We start from the raw sequence: 18,124 nt of genomic DNA, 5'->3' as shown, positions 1-18,124 counted from the left end.
ATTCAACCGTATGTTATTATGAAAATCTATTTTCCACAATGGCAGGGTGCTGGATCAGGTAAGAAGATAGAATCAGGTGCTTTCGCTGTTTTGGAATATTTGAAAGACCCCGATTTTGTTCAAATTCCACTCTCTGGTATTCCTGCAGGGGAAAATGGAGTCCAAAAATTTCAAATCAACAATTACGAAGCCATTCATCAACAGCTGCTTCGGTTTAAACAATTTCTAGCATCGAAAAAACCCAAAACCACTGCTACCATTGGTGGTGATTGCGGTCTTGAAATTGTACCGGTATCCTATTTAAATGAGCAATACCCAAATCTAGGTGTTATTTGGTTTGATGCACATGCCGATATCAATAGGCCATGTGATTCAGCAAGTTGTAATTTTCATGGCATGCCCCTAAGAACTTTGTTGGGAGAAGGAGAACCCAATATGAACAATTTAATGTTTAGCACATTGGACAGTTCGCAAATCCATTATGTGGGATTACGGGACATTGATAAGGCCGAAAAAAGTAGATTGGATAGCGGAAACATTTATCATCCAAGGAAATTGAATATTACAGAGCTTGTTTACACATTACAATCCAAAAACATAAAGAATCTCTATTTACATTTTGATTTTGACTGCTTGGAGCCAACAGATTATGACAAGACCTATTATCGAGTACCTGATGGTTTATTGATAAAGGATGCTGAGGAATGTATTTCTGAACTAAAAAGCAGTTTTAATTTGGTTGGAACAAGTGTTTTAGAATCAACCACCGCAAACATTGAAGAATTGAGACCTATTGAGAACATCATAAACCTGTTGATGCAATGAAGAGATGTATAATCTGTGCCTTAGCAACAGTCCTTTTAATTAGTTGTGGTCAGAAAGACCAGAAGCCTCTAAAAAATGAAGTGTTGATACTTGGTACCATTCATGGTGGACATTTGACCGATAGTGTTTATAATCTTCAGTATTTGAGGAAGCTTGTAAAAGAAATTAACCCGGATTTTATCCTAGCGGAAATTCCTCCAGATAGGTTCCAAGCTGCTATTGAAGGTTATACGAGGGATGATAGTATTTCGGAACCAAGGGTAATGCGTTTTCCAGAATATGTAGATGTCATTTTTCCGTTGACAAAGGAAATGGATTTCGAAATTATCCCAACTGCAGGTTGGACAAAGCCCATGGCTGATGAAAGAAGTGCAAAACTGTATGCAATTAGCCAAGATACAAGCAGAACAGCCGATTGGGCCGCCTATACCGAAGCCAATGAACGTTCAGATTCTGTTTATCGAGCCACTGAAAAAGTGAATAACCCATATTTTATTCATACAGATACCTATGATAGTATTCAGGATATTTCACTACAGGTCTACAACAGACTTTTTAATGTGGAATTAGGTCTTGGAGGTTGGGATAACATCAATATTGCGCATTATTGGAATATTGAAAAGGCGTTGGAAAAACACCGTTATTCTGGCAAACGCTTTTTAATAACCTATGGTGCCGGGCACAAGAGCTGGTTTGTGCGGGAGTTGAGAAAGAGGGATGATATTAAGCTTATAGAAATGGAGCCTTTTTTAAAGGCTATTGAACAAGAATAATCAAAAGATAATAGTTAAGACTTTTAGCATCTAAAACAAACTCTTATGAAGGTAAAAGTAGCACTCATACAAGAAAATCCTGTTTTCTTTAATAAGCAAAAAACCTTTGAAAAGCTAGCTGATTTAACTAGGAAACATGCTGCGGAGGGTTGTAATTTAATTGTCTTCCCTGAATCTTTTGTTCCAGGTTATCCCAGGGGGTTCACGTTTGGGGCCACAGTTGGTAGTCGCTCCTTAGAGGGCAAAGAATTATATGCCAAGTACTATGAAAATAGTGTCTGTTTAGAAGGTGATGACCTTGAGTTTTTAGAAAAACTCTCCAAATCACAAAATGTATATCTGGTTATAGGAATAACCGAAAGACTAAAAGTTAACGGAAGCCTGTATTGTTCTATGGCGTACTTTTCACCTTCTTCAGGCTTGTTGGGTGTACATAGAAAAATTAAACCAACTGGAACAGAACGAATTATTTGGGCAGAGGCTTCAGGAGAATCTTTAGTAAGTTTTGACACTAAAATTGGAAAATTGGGCGGTCTCATCTGTTGGGAAAACTATATGCCCATGGCTAGAATGGCAATGTATCAAAAAGGAGTGGAAATCTATATTGCTCCTACAGCTGATTCCAGAGACGAATGGACAGCAACCATGCAACATATTGCTTTGGAAGGTAGGTGCTTTGTGTTGGGTTGCAATCAATTCTATACCAAATCCATGTATCCCGCTGAATACCAACATTTAGTAGAAAATGAAAAGGAAGATATATGTCCTGGGGGGAGCATTATCGTGTCTCCTACGGGAAAAATTATTGCTGGACCCCTCTTTGGTCAATCTGGATCATTGATAGCGGAGCTAGACCTGGAAGATATAACACTCAGTAAATTGGATTTTGATGTTATTGGACACTATTCTAGAAATGATATTTTTAATTTGAACGTAATTGGTCAGCCAAATATGATAATAGAAAAGAAATAGTCGTGAAAGCATTGATTTATGAAACTTTTCAAGGGGATTTAAACCTTAAGAATGTTCAGGACCCGACTCCTTTTGATCACAGCGTGATACTTAAAACAGAGGCAACTGGGATTTGTCGCAGCGATTGGCACGGTTGGATGGGACATGATCCCGATATTGTCTTGCCCCATGTTCCAGGTCATGAATTGTCTGGAACCATTGCTGCTTTAGGCAAAGGTGTTAAAAACTTCAGTATCGACGATAGAGTAACCGTTCCCTTTGTATGTGGTTGCGGCTTATGTGAGCAATGTAACTCAGGTAATCATCAGATCTGTGACAATCAATCACAGCCCGGTTTTACGCACTGGGGCTCTTTTGCCGAATATGTCCGTATTGATCATGCGGACACCAACTTGGTAAGGCTTCCTGAAGAAATAGATGATATTACCGCTGCTTCCTTAGGCTGTCGGTTTATTACGGCATTTAGAGCGGTAGTGGCCCAAGGAAACATACATGAAGGGCAATCTATAGCAATTCATGGTTGTGGTGGAGTTGGACTTTCAGCCATTATGATAGCCAAGGCATTTGGAGCAAACGTGGTTGCAATAGATATCAATGAGGATACCTTGAAACTTGCTAAAGACTTAGGTGCTTCAAAGGTAATAAATGCTTCTACATCTTCGGATGTTATTAAAGAAGTGATATCGCTCACGAATGGTGGGGTTCATGTATCTTTAGATGCCCTGGGTAGCTCTGTCACTTGCCAAAATTCTATAGACAGTCTTAGAAAAAGAGGAAAGCATATTCAAGTAGGGCTAATGACGGGCAATCACCAATATCCAAAAATACCTATGGATAAAGTTCTTGCCAACGAACTCGAAATTATAGGCAGCCACGGAATGCAAGCACATAAATACCCCGAGATGATGACGCTCATCAAAGAGGGAAAATTAAAACCTCAAAAATTGGTCGAAAAAACCATTCCATTATCAAAAGCAGGAGAGGTTTTAAAGGAGATGAATCAGTTTAACAATAGAGGAATGACCATTATCAATTCCTTTAATTAGCACATGAAGGAAGCAATAGAGATATACTTTAAAAATGATGAAGAATGGAGAGTTTGGTTACATGCAAACCATCAAACTTCTAATGGAATTCATGTAATTATGTACAAGATTGAGCATGATATGCCAAGCATGCGCTGGGAAGAAGCAGTGCGAGTAGCACTCTGTTACGGTTGGATAGATAGCACCGTCAAAAGTTTGGGTAATGGTAAGCGTAGACAGTATTTCTGCCCTAGAAAACCAAAAAGTGTCTGGAGTAAAGTGAACAAAACCCATTTAGAAGAACTAATAGCTTCTAATTTAATTCATGAAAGTGGACTTAAAGTAATTCAATCAGCAAAAGAGAATGGTTCATGGACCGCTTTGGATGATGTGGAAAATGGAGTAATCCCCAATGATTTAAAAGTTTCTTTTGATAAAAACCCCAAAGCTTTTGAAAATTTTCAAAATTTTACCCGCGGACAACGTAAAAGCTATCTGTACTGGCTCCATCAAGCAAAACGGGAAGAAACCAGACAAAAAAGAATTGCAGAAATCATAGATCTTTCAGCCAATAATGTTAAAACCAGAAATTCAGGAAGTAGATGAGAAATAGTATAAATATTAGTGCTTACCCCTTATTCGTCATGCTGTTTCTAATGGGGTGTCAGAACAAAAGTCCAAAGCAGTCGATAAATATGCTTATTGCCAATGCTAATGTCATACATCTGGAAACAGGAGAGATTGAAGTTCAAGATATTTACATTGCTAATGGACGAATAAAAGCTCTTGCCACCGCTGGTTCCGATACAAATTATAAGGCAGAAACCACTGTGGATGCTACTGGAAAATTCATGTTACCTGGTTTTTGGGACAATCATACACATTTACGAGGAGGGGATTCGCTCGTTGCAAATAACAAGAACTTTTTAAAGCTTTTCATCGCTAATGGCATTACCACCATTAGGGATGCTGGCGGCGACCTTACCTCCTCTGTCATGGAGTGGAAGCAAGAAATTGCTGATGGAAATCTAGTTGGTCCTACAATATTCACTTCTGGACCAAAAATAGATGGCCCTGGTGCTACATGGGCAGGCTCTTTAGAAGTTGAAAATGAAGATGATATTGCCACAGCCTTAGATTCCTTGGAAAAACTTAATGTGGATTTTGTTAAACTTTATGACAGTAGAATTTTGGGAGAACACTATCTCAAAACCATAAAAGAAGCAGAGGCAAGAGGTTTGATTGTATCAGGACATATGCCTTTCACGGTAACACTTGATGAAACGGTAGATGCGGGGATAGACGCCATAGAACATCTATATTACATCATGAAAGGCTGTGCCAACAATGAAATCGAGATTACAGAAAAGCTGAAAACCAAGGAAATCGGGTTTTGGCAAGCCATGCCAGCTCTAATGACTGGTTATGCAGATAGTAAGGCTCAAAAAACTTTTCAAAAACTTAAAGAACATAATGTTTTTGTAGTACCTACGCTGCATATAGGTAAGACTTTAAGTTATTTGGATGAAGTTGACCATTGGAATGATGCCTATTTAAAATATATAGGGCAAGGGATTATCAAAACCTATCAAGGACGGATAGATCGAGCATTAAATGCATCAGAAAAAACAAGAACGGACCGAAAAGATTTAGACACCTTTTTTGGCCAACTTTGTAAATCTTTAAATGATGCTGGTGTAGACCTTTTAGCTGGGTCAGATAGTGGAGCTTACAATTCCTATACCTATCCAGGAATTTCATTGCACGGAGAATTAAAAGCCATGGTAGATAATGGGATTTCCCCATTGGAAGCCCTTAAGACATCTGCGCCAAATGGAGCCAAGTTTTTAAACAAGAGTGGGGATTTTGGAAGTATCTACAAAGGAAAGGTAGCTGACCTCGTTCTTTTAGATGCTAATCCATTGGAAAAAATTGAAAACACTCAAAAAATATATGCCGTACTAAAGGGAGACAGGCTCTTCAACAAAGAACAGCTTGCTACCCTTTTAAAAGCATCCGAAATCAATTAAAAATAAAACTATGTTTAAAAAAATCACCCTTTTCCTAGTTTCATGTGTTCTCGTTAGCTCGTGCCAGGAAAAATCGAAAAAAGAAGAAATAAGTTCCACCCTTATTCTTATTTCTAAAGCGAACATTGTTAATGTAAGAACAGGAGAGGTCAAAGCTGGTCAAAACATTTTTATAGACTCTGGACGAATAAAGGAAATCAACGCAATAGAAATAGATGACGTATCAAAATACAAGACAGTCATCAATGCAGAAGGTAAATATGTTATTCCCGGAATGGCAGAAATGCATGCACACATTCCACAACCACCCACTTCCAAAGAACGCTTGGAAGATGTATTGTTTTTGTATTTGGCCAATGGGGTAACTACAATCCGTGGTATGTTGGGGCATCCAGACCATCTAGTACTTAGGGAAAAGGTACAGAGTGGAGAGGTATTAGGTCCAAGAATTTTTACTTCGAGTCCTTCACTTAACGGCAATTCTGTTAAAACAGAGGAAGAGGCAATAGAAAAAGTAACGGCTTACCAAAATGAAGGTTATGATTTTCTAAAGATTCATCCCGGTATTCAGCGCAACGTTTTTAATCAGGTTGTAAAAACAGCCAATGAAGTAGGAATTCCGTTTGCGGGTCATGTTCCTGTAGATGTGGGCATTCGTCATGCGTTAAAAAGTAAATATGCGTCAATTGATCACGTAGATGGGTTTTTAGAAGGCCTTGTACCAGAATCAAAAAACGTGGATCCGACCAGTAATGGTTTTTTTGGCTACAATTTTACTCCTTTGGCTGACACCACAAAAATTGAGGAGTTGGTACAGCTATCAAAAGACAATAAGGTATGGATCGTTCCAACACAAAGTTTGTTTGAACGATGGTTTTCCCCAGCTGATGTAGATACCCTATTGGCAGAATCAGAAATGAAATATATGCCCAAGTCTACTTTGGAAAACTGGAGGCGAGTAAAAATACAGACCTTGGAAAGCTCAGGTTTCAACACCGCCCAATGGGAACAATTTGATGCTATTCGCAAGAGCCTCATTAAAAAACTTCAAGACAACGGTCATGGCATACTCCTAGGTTCTGATGCTCCCCAATTGTTCAATGTGCCAGGTTTTTCTATACAACATGAAATGCAAGGTATGGCTGCTGCCGGTATGAATCCTTTGGAAATATTACAATCCACAACCCTAAATCCTTCCATGTTTTTTGAGCTAGAAAACACTTTTGGTGAAGTAAAAAAAGGCGCTGATGCAGATTTGGTGCTGTTATCCAAGAATCCAATGGATGATATTAAAAATTATACCGAGGTTTTTGGAGTGATGGCACATGGAACATGGTTATCTGATATAACCATCGAAAAAAGATTAAAAGAAATTGCTGAAAACGCAAGCAAAAACTAAACTATATGAGAACTATTTTTTTTATTCTTTTATTCCTAGCGATGGTGCCAGTCAAAGCTCAACTTTTATTGGTTCCCGATCAAGTTTTTGATGGTGAGATACTGCATTCCAATTGGGTGGTATTGGTAACAGAAAACCGCATCACTTTTGCTGGCCCAATAGCAAGCTTGAAAAATTCGCGTTCCTATGAAAAAAAGGAACTTAAAGGAATGACCTTAATGCCCGGAATCATTGAAGGGCACTCCCACCTATTGTTACATCCATACAATGAAACCGAGTGGAATGATCAAGTGTTAAAGGAATCTCCTGTTGAAAGGGCCATTAGAGGAGTTGTCCATGCTAAAAAATCTCTGATGGCCGGTATTACGACCATGCGGGATCTAGGTGCTGAAGGAGCTGGTTATACAGATGTTTATTTAAAAAAGACCATAGAAGATGGGATAATCCCGGGGCCCCGTTTATTGGTAGCGGGTCCTGCCATTGTAGCTACGGGAGCATATGGCCCTAAAGGGTTTCATGATGGTGTTACTGTTCCGTTGGGAGCAGAACCTGTAAGTGGAAAAGCAGAAGCAATTAGAGAAGTACGCACACAGTTGGGCAATGGTGCAAACTTTATAAAAATATATGCAGATTATCGTTGGGGGAAAGATGAACCCTCTCAACCTACCTTTTTACAAGAAGAAATTGATGCAATGGTAGCCACTGCAACAAGCGCAGGACGCTATGCCATAGCCCATGCCAGTACACCAGAAGGAATGCGCCGTGCCATTTTAGGAGGAGTGGAAACCATTGAACATGGAGATGGTGGCACAATGGAAATCTTTAAAATGATGAAAGAAAAAGGAGTTGGCTTATGTCCTACCCTTGCAGCCGGTGACGCAATTGAGCGTTACAAAGGATGGAAGAAAGGAATGGAACCCGATACTGACCGAATCTCTAAAAAGAAGAAATCATTTAAACTGGCTCTGGAATCTGAAGTGGATATTGTTTTTGGAGGTGATGTAGGAGTATATTCCCACGGAGAAAATTATCGGGAGATGGAACTCATGGCTGAGTATGGCATGCAACCCTTAAAAGTGCTGCAATCTGCTACTTCTGTAAATGCCCGTATCTTTCATTTAGATGAATTGGGGCGCATACAAAAGAATTTCCTTGCAGACCTTATCGCCGTGGAAGGAAACCCGATTACAGACATTAAAAAAATGCGCAAGGTTACTTTTGTGATGAAAGATGGAGTGGTATATGAAGATTAAAGGTTTGTATACTATACTTAGCGGTTTAGTTTAAATGGTTTAATTACCAATTGTCTTTGTAAACTCCTGCCATTTCAAAATATCTCCATTAATTGGATAGGTAATTGATTTTTTAACCCAGTTACTCCACCACCAACTGCTCCTAAAATGGTTCCAAAAACACCTAGACCAACTGTTTGGGCACTTGAAGATAAAAAGTCGTTTTCATCTCCAGCAATCGCTCCAACAATCACCCCCAATGATGCCCCGCCAACTGCGCCAACTCCAACACTGTTTCCTATAGATCTTTTGGTTTTAATAATTTCTATGTTTTTGCATCCACCTCTCTAAATATCTGTCTTAGTTTCAATGTAAGAACCGTATCGGAAATTGCATGTATTTTTCCCTTCGCAATCTTGTTTCCTTCCAAATCAAAAACTCTTAGGAACATGCTTTCATTGTCTTGACCGCAAATACCGAAACAACAAAACAATGAGATTGTAAAAATCAAAGCTTTCATTTTCATAATCTTAGCAAGGTTAAAAAATTAATGGGGGGAACAGTATTCAGTGTGAGCCATGAAGTTTCACAATAAAGTAAAAATATAAAAAATCTAAAAATCAGATACTTACAAGCTTTCACTACTTCTAATGAAGGTAGCCTTAACAACTCCTTAAGAAATCCACTTAGGGTTTTTGGTATCTTTAGGCGACTAATTAATTCTTAAAATGAAACACCTTTACACGCTATTGATGCTCTTGGCATCCATTCCTTTTTTTGCGCAAGAATTCTCCATGGATTTAGTCCAGGATATGAAACCCCGTAACATAGGCCCGGCAGGCATGAGCGGAAGGGTAACCTCCATAGATGTTGTCCATTCCAACCCTGATGTGATGTACGTGGGTACGGCTTCCGGTGGTCTATGGAAATCCACTTCTGGCGGTATTAAATGGGAACCCATTTTTGACAAAGAAGTTACCGCGTCCATTGGCGCAGTTGCCATTCAACAATCCAATCCATCCGTAATTTGGGTGGGGACCGGGGAAGGCAACCCCAGAAACAGCCTTAACGGTGGCTATGGCATCTATAAATCTCTTGATGGGGGTAAAACATGGAAATCCATGGGCCTTGAAAAAACCAGGCATATCCATCGTGTAATCGTTGACCCTACCAATCCAGATATAGTCTATGTTGGTGCCATTGGTTCACCTTGGGGAATTCACCCTGAGCGTGGTGTCTACAAAACAACTGATGGCGGAAAAAGTTGGAATAAAATTCTATTTGTCAACAATAAAACAGGTGCTGCTGATTTGGTAATGGACCCTTCCAACCCAAATAAGATAATTGCAGCCATGTGGGAACATAAGCGTGATCCTTGGTTTTTTAAATCTGGAGGAGAAGGAAGTGGTTTGTACATTACCCATGACGGTGGAGATAGTTGGAAAAAAATTACTGAAGAAGAGGGTTTTCCAAAAGGAGAATTGGGTAGGATAGGAATTGCCATTGCCAAAAACAAACCCAACATTATTTACACTTTGGTAGAAGCAAAGAAAAATGCTCTGTATAAATCTGTTGACGGTGGGTTTAAATGGGAAAAAGTCAGCGATAAAAACGATATTGGAAACAGGCCTTTTTATTATTCGGATATTTTCGTGGACCCTGAAAATGAAAATAGGGTCTATTCTGTTTTCACCTATGTAAATGTTTCTGAAGATGGAGGTAAAAACTTTAAACAATTAATGCCCGCTTACCAAGTAGATAATGGTGTGCACCCTGATCACCATGCATGGTGGATACATCCAGAAAACGGACAATTCATGATTGATGGGAATGATGGAGGAATGAACATAACCAAAGACGGTGGAAAAACATGGCGTTTTATTGGAAATTTACCCGTCGCACAATTCTATCATATCAGTGTTGACAATGAATACCCCTACAATGTTTATGGCGGTATGCAAGACAATGGTTCTTGGAGAGGTCCGGCTTATGTATGGCGTGCCCAAGGTATACGCAACAGCTACTGGCAGGAAATTGCTTTTGGTGATGGTTTTGATGTTGTTCCGGATTTGGATAACAACCAATTTGGCTACGCAATGAGTCAACAAGGCTTTGTTTCGCGTTACGATTGGAAAACCGGGAACAATTATATTGTTCGCCCAACTCCTCCAGATGCAACAACCAAGCTTCGGTTTAACTGGAATGCGGGTATTGGGCAGGACCCTTTTGATAATGGCACTGTTTATTTTGGAAGTCAGTTTGTACATAAATCGACCAATAAAGGGTTGACATGGGAAGTTATTTCACCAGATTTAACCACTAATGATAAGGAAAAACAAAAACAGAGTGAAAGTGGAGGTCTTACGATGGATGCTACAGGGGCCGAAAACCATTGTACCATTTTGGTTATTGAGCCATCCGCAGTGGAAAAGGATATGCTTTGGGTGGGCACAGATGATGGTCGGGTACACTACACACAAAATGGAGGAGCAAGTTGGACGGAAGTAACATCCAACATTAAAGGATTACCGGCGGGGAGCTGGGTTCCACAAATAAAAGCCTCTAAAAAGAACAAAGGCGAAGCCTTGTTAATTGCCAACGATTACAGAAGGTTCAATTACACTCCATATGCCTATCGCACCAAAGATTATGGAAAGACATGGACCCGAATAGTAGATGGAAACGATGTGGAAAGTTATGCCCTTTCCATTGTTGAGGATACCGAAAATCCTAACCTTTTATTTTTAGGGACTGATGATGGTTTGTACGTTTCCTTTAATGCCGGCAGTTCATGGCATAAATGGACCGAAGGTTTCCCAACTGTTTCTACCAAAGATTTAGCTATTCAACCAAGGGAACATGATTTGGTAATTGGTACGTTTGGACGTGCCGCCTGGGTTTTGGATGATATTCGTCCACTTAGGGCATTGGCAAGTAATCCATCCATACTACAGAAAGAAATCAGTCTATTTAAAAGTCCAGATGCTTACCATGCAGCTTACCAACAGGCCACGGGAAGTCGTTTTGGAGGTGATGCCCTCTATAATGGAGAGAATAGAAAGTCAGGAGCAATGATCACCTATTATTTGAAAGAAGGTAGCAAAGCAACCAGTAATAAAGAAAAAAAGGATGAGGAAGAGGATGCCCCTGAGGAAAAAGATGATAGCAAAAAGGAAAAAACTAAAGATTCTATTTTCTTCAAATTTTATGAGGGGGACCGATTGATCCGTACGCTCAAACACAAAACTCCTAAAAAAGCCGGTTTCCACAGAATTTATTGGGGCCTTGATGAAAAAGGGCCGGACAGACCCGCAAGAAAAATCAGTAAAAGTAAAACCGAGCAAGGTGGAATTGATGTAAAACCAGGTACGTACAAAGTAAAAGTACATTATGGTGAGCTCGTAGATTCTACTTCGGTAACGGTAAAAACGGATCCAAGGCTTCAGACATCACTAGCCTCTATTAATGAAGTATATACAATGGGGAAAAAGTTGCAGGACTACACCCAAACTGCTGCTGATGCTGTAAAACAATTGGTAAAAAGCAAAGACTTGGCCAATAGATTTCAGAAGGAAATGAAGGATTTGGACAAAGAAAAATATAAGGATCAAATAGAGGAATCAACTAAAATTGTAAAGCAAATTGATTCTATAGTGGCCTTGTATTTAGGAAAAGAAGATAAACGGCAAGGGATTACCCGCAACCCTGAAATCAACGTGATGCAGCGCTTGAACACTGCTGGGTTTTACACTCAAACAAGAAAATCCGGAGTTACAGAAACAGAAAAAAATCTTATCAAATTTGCTGAAGATGAGTTAAAATCGGCTTTGGGAAAAACCAATAATTTCTTCAGTGAAACATGGAAACCCTATCGTGAAGCCGTTGAAGCTTTGGATTTATCTCCTTTTAAAGAAACAGAAACTTTTAGCATAAATCAATGAGAAAGGTATTAAACACATTGGTCTTATTGACCATAATAGTTCAGATGAACGCCCAACAAGCAGGAGAAGATGAGCTGGGTGCTTGGTATATGTATTTTGGAACCAATAAAATAGCAGAACGTTTCAGCATTCATACTGAAGCGCAATTCAGGTTTTATGAAACTACAAGTAATTTTAATCAACTGCTTCTGCGTACTGGTCTAAATTATCACATCAATTCAAATGCCATAGCAACGGGAGGGTATGGTTATATCTCAACAGATGGTACTTTTTTGGAATTTCCAGGAGAAAGAAACAGCAAAGAGCATCGAATATTTGAGCAGTTTATTCTTAAGAATAAAGTATGGGAATTACTTTTTGAACATAGGTACCGACTTGAGCAGCGCTTTTTGGATTTTGGAACTAGAAATGAGACACAACACAGGGCTCGATATCGCATTCAGGTAACATTGCCACTTACGGATATCTTCTTTTTAAATTTTTATGACGAGCTGTTTATCAATTTGCAAAATGATCTTTTTGGACAAAATCGGCTATATGGAGCGCTTGGTATTCATATTACAGAAAACAGCAGTGTGCAATTAGGATATTTGCGAAACCAGTTCAGTAATGCTGTTTTTGATCGCTTGCAGATAGGATTCTTCTATAATCCCGACTTAAGGGGTGTGTTTAAAAAGAAAAAAAACACCTCTAAATAAGACAATAGTATGGCTCTCCAAAAAGTTACATTTCAAAATGCCGAAGGACAAACGCTGGTAGGGCGTTTAGAACTTCCCGTTGATAGACATCCGCATAATTATGCTGTGTTTGCGCACTGTTTTACATGCAATAAGAATTTGCTTGCTGTAAAAAACATAGGCAAGGCGCTAACTTCCCATGGTTTTGGTGTGCTGCGTTTTGATTTTACTGGTCTTGGAGAGAGCGAAGGTGATTTTGCCGATACTAATTTTTCAGGCAATGTGGAGGATTTAGTAGCGGCCGCAAAATATCTTGAAGAGAATTATGAATCCCCCACCCTAATCATTGGCCATTCGCTAGGTGGTGCCGCTTCCATCTTTGCTGCGGGTGAAATTGCATCCATAAAAGCTGTTGCAACCGTTGGCGCCCCTTCAAATCCAGTTCATGTAAAACATTTATTAAAAAGTGGAGTTGAAGAAATTCAGTCCACCGGAAAAGCTATAATCAATTTAAGCGGCAGGGATTTTACTATCAAAAAGCAATTTTTGGATGATTTAGAGACCAAATCATTGCCAGAAACTGCGAAAGCATTGCGCAAACCCCTTTTAATTATGCATTCCCCACAAGATGACACTGTGGGCATTAGAAATGCAGAGGAGATTTATATTTCTGCCCATCATCCTAAAAGCTTTGTTTCCCTAGATGGGGCGGACCATTTATTGTCCAGGAAAGAGGATTCCGTCTATGTGGGCGAGGTAATTTCTGGATGGGCCAAACGCTATGTGGATGTTTCTGAAAAGGTAGATTCTAAGCTGAGGACAAAGCACCAAGTAGCTGCTAGTTTAGATGGTGAAGACGGTTTTACAACGCAAATGAAGGTTGGAAATCATTATATGATTGCAGATGAGCCTATCTCTTACGGAGGTAACGATTTTGGTCCATCACCCTACGAGCTTGTTTCTGCAGGTCTTTCTGCATGTACGGTAATGACGATTCAAATGTATGCCAGAAGAAAAGGATGGGTCGTGGATAATGTTGAAGTACATACCTCCTACAGCAAATCGCACGCTGAAGATTGTGAGAACTGTGAAAGTGATCAAGCAAAAATTGACACCTTTCACCGTGAAATTAAATTAAAGGGAGATTTGGATGACAAACAAAAAACCAGAATAATGCAAATTGCCGATAAATGTCCCGTACATAGAACGCTGCATAGTACAACCCAGGTTATTACTAATCTTGTGCCATAGTAAATATCTATGTTTCTTTAACTAAAGACGCATATGTAGAATATCAAAATAATCCAATTCCAATTCAATTGCAGACCTTTGAATTTTACGTAAAGATTTCAAGTAATTGTATTGATCTATAACCCCTTTAAACCTATCCCTTTTAAGGCGATGATAACCTTTGCAAAAAGATTTTTTCTTTTTGCAGTATCTAAGGAATTCAATATAATTTAAAGGCTCACGAACCAACATAAACTATCTTTTGGATACCATTTAATGGTTTCAGATTATTATATATGATAACGATTTTAAAGAAAGATTAGTATTCCATACTGTGTAACACATTGATTTTAAATCTTATGTACCCCAAAACAAGACCCACCTTACAGCACCTATTTACTATCATGAGCGAACAAAACTATTGACACCTCTTTAAATAATCTGTACCTTAGACAAAACCTAAAAATACTTACAATGAAAAAAAATATCGCACTTCCTTTGGCGCTCATACTAATTACCGCTTTAAGTTGCAAGCAAGCCAAAAAAGAGGCGGAAGCTACTTCTGAGGAAGTTATCGAAAAAGTTGTTGAGGAGGTGGTTGAAGTTAAATCCATCAAGTTTTCAATGGAGCCAAAGAGTGATAGTGGTGTTAGTGGGGAAGTGACCTTCACAGAAGAAAATGGAACTGTAGTGATGAAGGCAATGCTTTCTGGTTTAACAGAAGGTGAGCATGCGATTCATATTCATGAAAAAGCGGATTGTTCATCAGCAGATGGAAAATCTACAGGTGGACATTGGAACCCAACGTTCCAACCACATGCCAAATGGGGAGCGGATGATGGTTATCACAAAGGTGATATTGGTAATTTTGTTGCAGATGCCGAAGGCAATGCGATAGTAGATTTTGCAACAAAAGAATGGTGCATTGGCTGTGATGATGATACTAAAAATATTGTGGGCAAAGCGGTCATCGTTCACCAAGGAGTGGATGATTTTACCTCTCAGCCCAGTGGTGCTGCCGGAGCGCGTATTGCCTGTACAGGAATTATACAATAGACTTCTAGAAGAGCTACCTAAAAAGTAGCTCTTCTTCCTTATCGGTATTTTATGTTAGTAGATTAATCTTTTTATAAATGGAAATAGTAAAAGAGTATTCAAACGGGGAGATTTCTGTAATCTGGAAACCAAAACTTTGTGAGCATGCAGGTATTTGCGTTAAAATGCTTCCCAAGGTCTACAATCCTGCAGAAAAGCCATGGATAAAAGCTGAAAATGCAACTACCCAAGAACTGAAAGCTCAAATTGGCCAATGCCCCTCTGGAGCTTTAAGTTATCGCCAACACAACGCCTAAACCATGAACTCTGAATATCTACTTGTCGACAATGTTCAAGCAAAGCAATTTCAGTTTGTCATGGGTGAATCTATTGCAAAAATCGAGTATATAAAAGCCAAAGAAAAAATCTATCTTACCCATACTGAGGTGCCCAAAGATTATGAGGGAAAGGGAATTGGATCAGAACTAATTAAACAAGCACTGGAATATATTAAAGTGCGAGACTTGACATTGATCCCTCTCTGCCCTTTTGTGGCAATGTACATTAAAAGATACCCTGAATGGAAAACGCTGGTCCTAAAGGGAATCAACATAGCATAAACAAATTACTTTCTTTTTCCTTTTGATCCATTCTAAAGGGCAAACAATTACTTTTGAGGCCGAAAACCAATCATGGCCCAATCCAAAAAATCCAGTTTTATTGAACCTTCAAAAAGTCCTATTTTTTATGGCTATGTTATTTTGGTCGTTGGCACCATTGGAGTGTATTGTAGTATTCCTGGACAAACAATAGGCGTATCTGTTTTTACCGACCCCGTAAAAGACGCTTTGGGCCTAAGCCGTAACCAATTCAGTAACGCTTATATGATCGGAACAATTGTCAGTTCTATGGTTATAGGAAGGGCAGGCGTATGGTTCGATAAATATGGGGCCCGATATGTCGCTTTTTTTGCAACGTTAACTTTGGCAACAACTCTTTTTCTATGTTCCTGGTCCGTACAAATGAGTGAATTCATCAAAAATACATTGAACAATAATACATGGTGGATTCCTTTTTTACTGATGACGTGCCTTTTCTTTTTACTGCGATTTGCAGGTCAAGGGGTATTAACAATGGCTTCTAGGAACATGATCATGATTTGGTTCGATAAGAACCGTGGCAAAGTAAACATGTTCAGCAGCGTTGCACTGTCGTTTGGTTTCTCCTCCTCCCCTATTTGGATAAATACAATAATTGACATCAAGGGTTGGGAACTGGCTTGGAGATATTTTGCGATAGGGTTAATTCTTTTTAGTGTGCTGGTTTATCTATTTTATAAAAACAAACCTGAGGAACATGGGCTTTTACCTGATGGTGACAAGGCACGAACAACTCCAGAAGAAAAAAGAGGGAAGTTGGCTAATAAACAATTTACGCTAAAAGAAGCAATGAACACGCGTTCCTTTTGGATGTATGGATTAATGTTGGCCTTCAACAGCTTTTTCATCACAGGACTTACCTTCCACATCGTATCTATTTTTGCCAGTGAGGGTTTTCCTAAAGCCGATGCCATTTCTATCTTTTTGCCCGGTTCCGTTGTAGCCGTTAGCGTGTCCACAATTTTCAACTGGTTAAGTGACCGTCTTCCTTTAAAACTTTATCTCTATCTAATGTTGATTGGAGGTATTTTGGCTTCAGTTGGTTTTTTGTTTTTGGCGAGTCCAGTGGGCGTACCCTTTTTAATAGCTGGTTTTGGTATCATGGGTGGTTTTTTTTCAGTTTTGAATGCTATTGCATGGCCTCGTTTTTATGGCCGTGATCATTTGGGAGCCATTACGGGTAAAGTAATGAGTTTTCTCATTTTGGCCAGTGCCTTGGCCCCATCCATTTTTAGTCTTTGCTTTTCAACTTTCAATTCATACAGTCTAGTTGGCTATCTAGGTTTGGCTTTTCTGGTCTTTCTGGTATTTGGGAGTTTGAAAGCCAATAATCCACAATGAAACCTTCCAAGACTTAGAGCATGGTTACAAGGTTTTATTTTCTTAAGTTTATGATACTCTGAAGGCAATCATAAAATGAATTCTTACAAGTTACCATTTGCATACATCTTTATCTTCACGCTAAGCTTAGCATGCGAAACCGAGCCCCAAAAGTCTAAAGAAGAACAAAGACAGGAGTTAATAACTACAATAGATAAATTTAACACGGCTTTCGCCAATAGCGAAATATCAGTATTAGAGTCTATGATCACAGATAATTATAGACATACAAACGGAACGTATGAAGCCATTGACAAAGAAACATGGCTTCAATATTTAAAAAAGAGACAACAAGAAATTGAAACTGGTATTTTGACCATCAATAGTTATGAAATGAGTCAGCTTAATGTTGAATTTCATGATAACACAGCAATTACCACTGCCAAAGTAATCACATCCATTACAAAAAACGATGAATTAACTAAAAATGAATACCGTGTCACCAATATATGGGTATATAAAAATGGTACTTGGAAAAGGGCTGGTTTTCATGATGGAAAAATACAATAGGGCACAATAACATCCACCATAATATCTAAAAACAAAATAATATGAAACTAGGTGCATTTTCTATAAGTCTGTCAGTAAAAGATCTTCAGGTTTCCAAAACCTTTTATGAGAAAATGGGATTCGCCGTTTTTGCCGGTGAAATGGAACGAAACTATCTCATTATGAAGAATGGTAATGCCCTTGTTGGACTTTTTCAAGGTATGTTCGAAAACAACATTCTAACCTTTAACCCAGGCTGGGATGAAAATGCACAAACGTTGAAAGCTTTTGATGATGTTCGTGACATTCAAAAAAATCTAAAAAAAAGTGGGGTAATACCAACATCCGAAGCCGATGAAACTACTACTGGACCTGCTAGTTTTGTAGTGGTAGATCCAGATGGCAATACCATTTTAATTGATCAACATGTTTAGAATTATGGTAGAATTCAACGATA

Annotated in this window: 19 protein-coding genes; 17 read left to right on the top strand and 2 right to left on the bottom strand. The window is 38.9% G+C overall.

Going from position 1 to position 18,124, the window contains the following annotated elements; all coding sequences use genetic code 11:
- The first annotated feature begins 18 nt into the window (after positions 1-18).
- From DKG77_RS09455 to DKG77_RS09420, 8 genes are read left to right on the top strand one after another with little or no spacing between them, the layout of a single operon-like run.
- Positions 19-825, top strand: a complete 807-nt coding sequence (locus DKG77_RS09455; protein ID WP_109662460.1) for an arginase family protein — start codon at positions 19-21, stop codon at positions 823-825.
- Positions 822-1,598, top strand: coding sequence for a hypothetical protein (locus tag DKG77_RS09450; RefSeq protein ID WP_109662458.1), 777 nt, complete (start codon positions 822-824; stop codon positions 1,596-1,598). Before DKG77_RS09455 ends, DKG77_RS09450 begins: the two co-directional genes overlap by 4 nt.
- A 45-nt stretch (positions 1,599-1,643) precedes the next feature.
- Positions 1,644-2,570, top strand: a complete 927-nt coding sequence (locus DKG77_RS09445) for a carbon-nitrogen hydrolase family protein (RefSeq protein WP_109662456.1) — start codon at positions 1,644-1,646, stop codon at positions 2,568-2,570.
- A gap of 2 nt (positions 2,571-2,572) precedes the next feature.
- The gene (locus tag DKG77_RS09440; RefSeq protein ID WP_109662455.1) at positions 2,573-3,616 is read left to right on the top strand and encodes a zinc-dependent alcohol dehydrogenase family protein; all 1,044 of its coding nucleotides are present in this window, start codon (positions 2,573-2,575) and stop codon (positions 3,614-3,616) included.
- A 3-nt stretch (positions 3,617-3,619) separates the two neighbouring features.
- Complete coding sequence (locus DKG77_RS09435) at positions 3,620-4,201, top strand: YdeI/OmpD-associated family protein (protein ID WP_109662453.1); 582 nt, start codon at positions 3,620-3,622, stop codon at positions 4,199-4,201.
- Positions 4,198-5,625: an amidohydrolase family protein gene (locus DKG77_RS09430; protein ID WP_109662452.1), complete on the top strand. Its 1,428-nt coding sequence runs from the start codon at positions 4,198-4,200 to the stop codon at positions 5,623-5,625. The genes DKG77_RS09435 and DKG77_RS09430 overlap by 4 nt, the downstream gene beginning before the upstream one ends.
- Positions 5,626-5,635: 10 nt before the next feature.
- Positions 5,636-7,024 (top strand): amidohydrolase family protein, encoded by a 1,389-nt coding sequence (locus DKG77_RS09425; RefSeq protein WP_109662450.1) that lies wholly within the window; start codon positions 5,636-5,638, stop codon positions 7,022-7,024.
- Positions 7,025-7,029: 5 nt separating this feature from the next.
- Positions 7,030-8,277, top strand: a complete 1,248-nt coding sequence (locus tag DKG77_RS09420) for a metal-dependent hydrolase family protein (protein WP_109662449.1) — start codon at positions 7,030-7,032, stop codon at positions 8,275-8,277.
- Between the two features lie 74 nt (positions 8,278-8,351).
- Here the strand turns inward: DKG77_RS09420 and DKG77_RS16980 are convergent, their stop codons facing one another.
- Together DKG77_RS16980 and DKG77_RS09415 are read right to left on the bottom strand one after the other, a co-directional pair.
- A complete protein-coding gene (locus tag DKG77_RS16980) occupies positions 8,352-8,516 on the bottom strand; it encodes a hypothetical protein (RefSeq protein WP_165819373.1) in 165 nt (54 codons plus the stop codon).
- Between the two features lie 65 nt (positions 8,517-8,581).
- Positions 8,582-8,776, bottom strand: coding sequence for a hypothetical protein (locus tag DKG77_RS09415; protein WP_133248441.1), 195 nt, complete (start codon positions 8,774-8,776; stop codon positions 8,582-8,584).
- A 208-nt stretch (positions 8,777-8,984) separates the two neighbouring features.
- Between DKG77_RS09415 and DKG77_RS09410 the strand changes: the two genes are divergently transcribed.
- From DKG77_RS09410 to DKG77_RS09365, 9 genes are all read left to right on the top strand, one after another.
- The gene (locus tag DKG77_RS09410) at positions 8,985-12,197 is read left to right on the top strand and encodes a WD40/YVTN/BNR-like repeat-containing protein (RefSeq protein WP_109662445.1); all 3,213 of its coding nucleotides are present in this window, start codon (positions 8,985-8,987) and stop codon (positions 12,195-12,197) included.
- Entirely contained in the window at positions 12,194-12,895 is a 702-nt protein-coding gene (locus DKG77_RS09405) for a DUF2490 domain-containing protein (RefSeq protein ID WP_109662444.1), read from the top strand. The genes DKG77_RS09410 and DKG77_RS09405 overlap by 4 nt, the downstream gene beginning before the upstream one ends.
- Positions 12,896-12,904: 9 nt before the next feature.
- Entirely contained in the window at positions 12,905-14,125 is a 1,221-nt protein-coding gene (locus tag DKG77_RS09400) for a bifunctional alpha/beta hydrolase/OsmC family protein (protein ID WP_109662442.1), read from the top strand.
- Between the two features lie 453 nt (positions 14,126-14,578).
- On the top strand, positions 14,579-15,160 hold the full coding sequence (locus DKG77_RS09390) for a superoxide dismutase family protein (RefSeq protein WP_109662439.1): 582 nt from the start codon (positions 14,579-14,581) through the stop codon (positions 15,158-15,160).
- Positions 15,161-15,237: 77 nt separating this feature from the next.
- Positions 15,238-15,456: a (4Fe-4S)-binding protein gene (locus DKG77_RS09385; RefSeq protein WP_109662437.1), complete on the top strand. Its 219-nt coding sequence runs from the start codon at positions 15,238-15,240 to the stop codon at positions 15,454-15,456.
- A 3-nt stretch (positions 15,457-15,459) separates the two neighbouring features.
- Positions 15,460-15,759, top strand: coding sequence for a GNAT family N-acetyltransferase (locus tag DKG77_RS09380; protein WP_109662436.1), 300 nt, complete (start codon positions 15,460-15,462; stop codon positions 15,757-15,759).
- Between the two features lie 72 nt (positions 15,760-15,831).
- Positions 15,832-17,139, top strand: a complete 1,308-nt coding sequence (locus tag DKG77_RS09375; RefSeq protein WP_109662434.1) for an MFS transporter — start codon at positions 15,832-15,834, stop codon at positions 17,137-17,139.
- Between the two features lie 75 nt (positions 17,140-17,214).
- Positions 17,215-17,688, top strand: coding sequence for a nuclear transport factor 2 family protein (locus DKG77_RS09370; protein WP_109662433.1), 474 nt, complete (start codon positions 17,215-17,217; stop codon positions 17,686-17,688).
- A 41-nt stretch (positions 17,689-17,729) separates the two neighbouring features.
- Positions 17,730-18,101: a VOC family protein gene (locus tag DKG77_RS09365; protein ID WP_109662431.1), complete on the top strand. Its 372-nt coding sequence runs from the start codon at positions 17,730-17,732 to the stop codon at positions 18,099-18,101.
- Positions 18,102-18,124 lie beyond the last annotated feature (23 nt).

Source organism: Flagellimonas aquimarina, from assembly GCF_003149745.1.
GTDB lineage: Bacteria > Bacteroidota > Bacteroidia > Flavobacteriales > Flavobacteriaceae > Flagellimonas > Flagellimonas aquimarina.
Note: the sequence above shows the minus strand (reverse complement) of the source record. Positions and strands in the feature narration are given on the sequence as shown.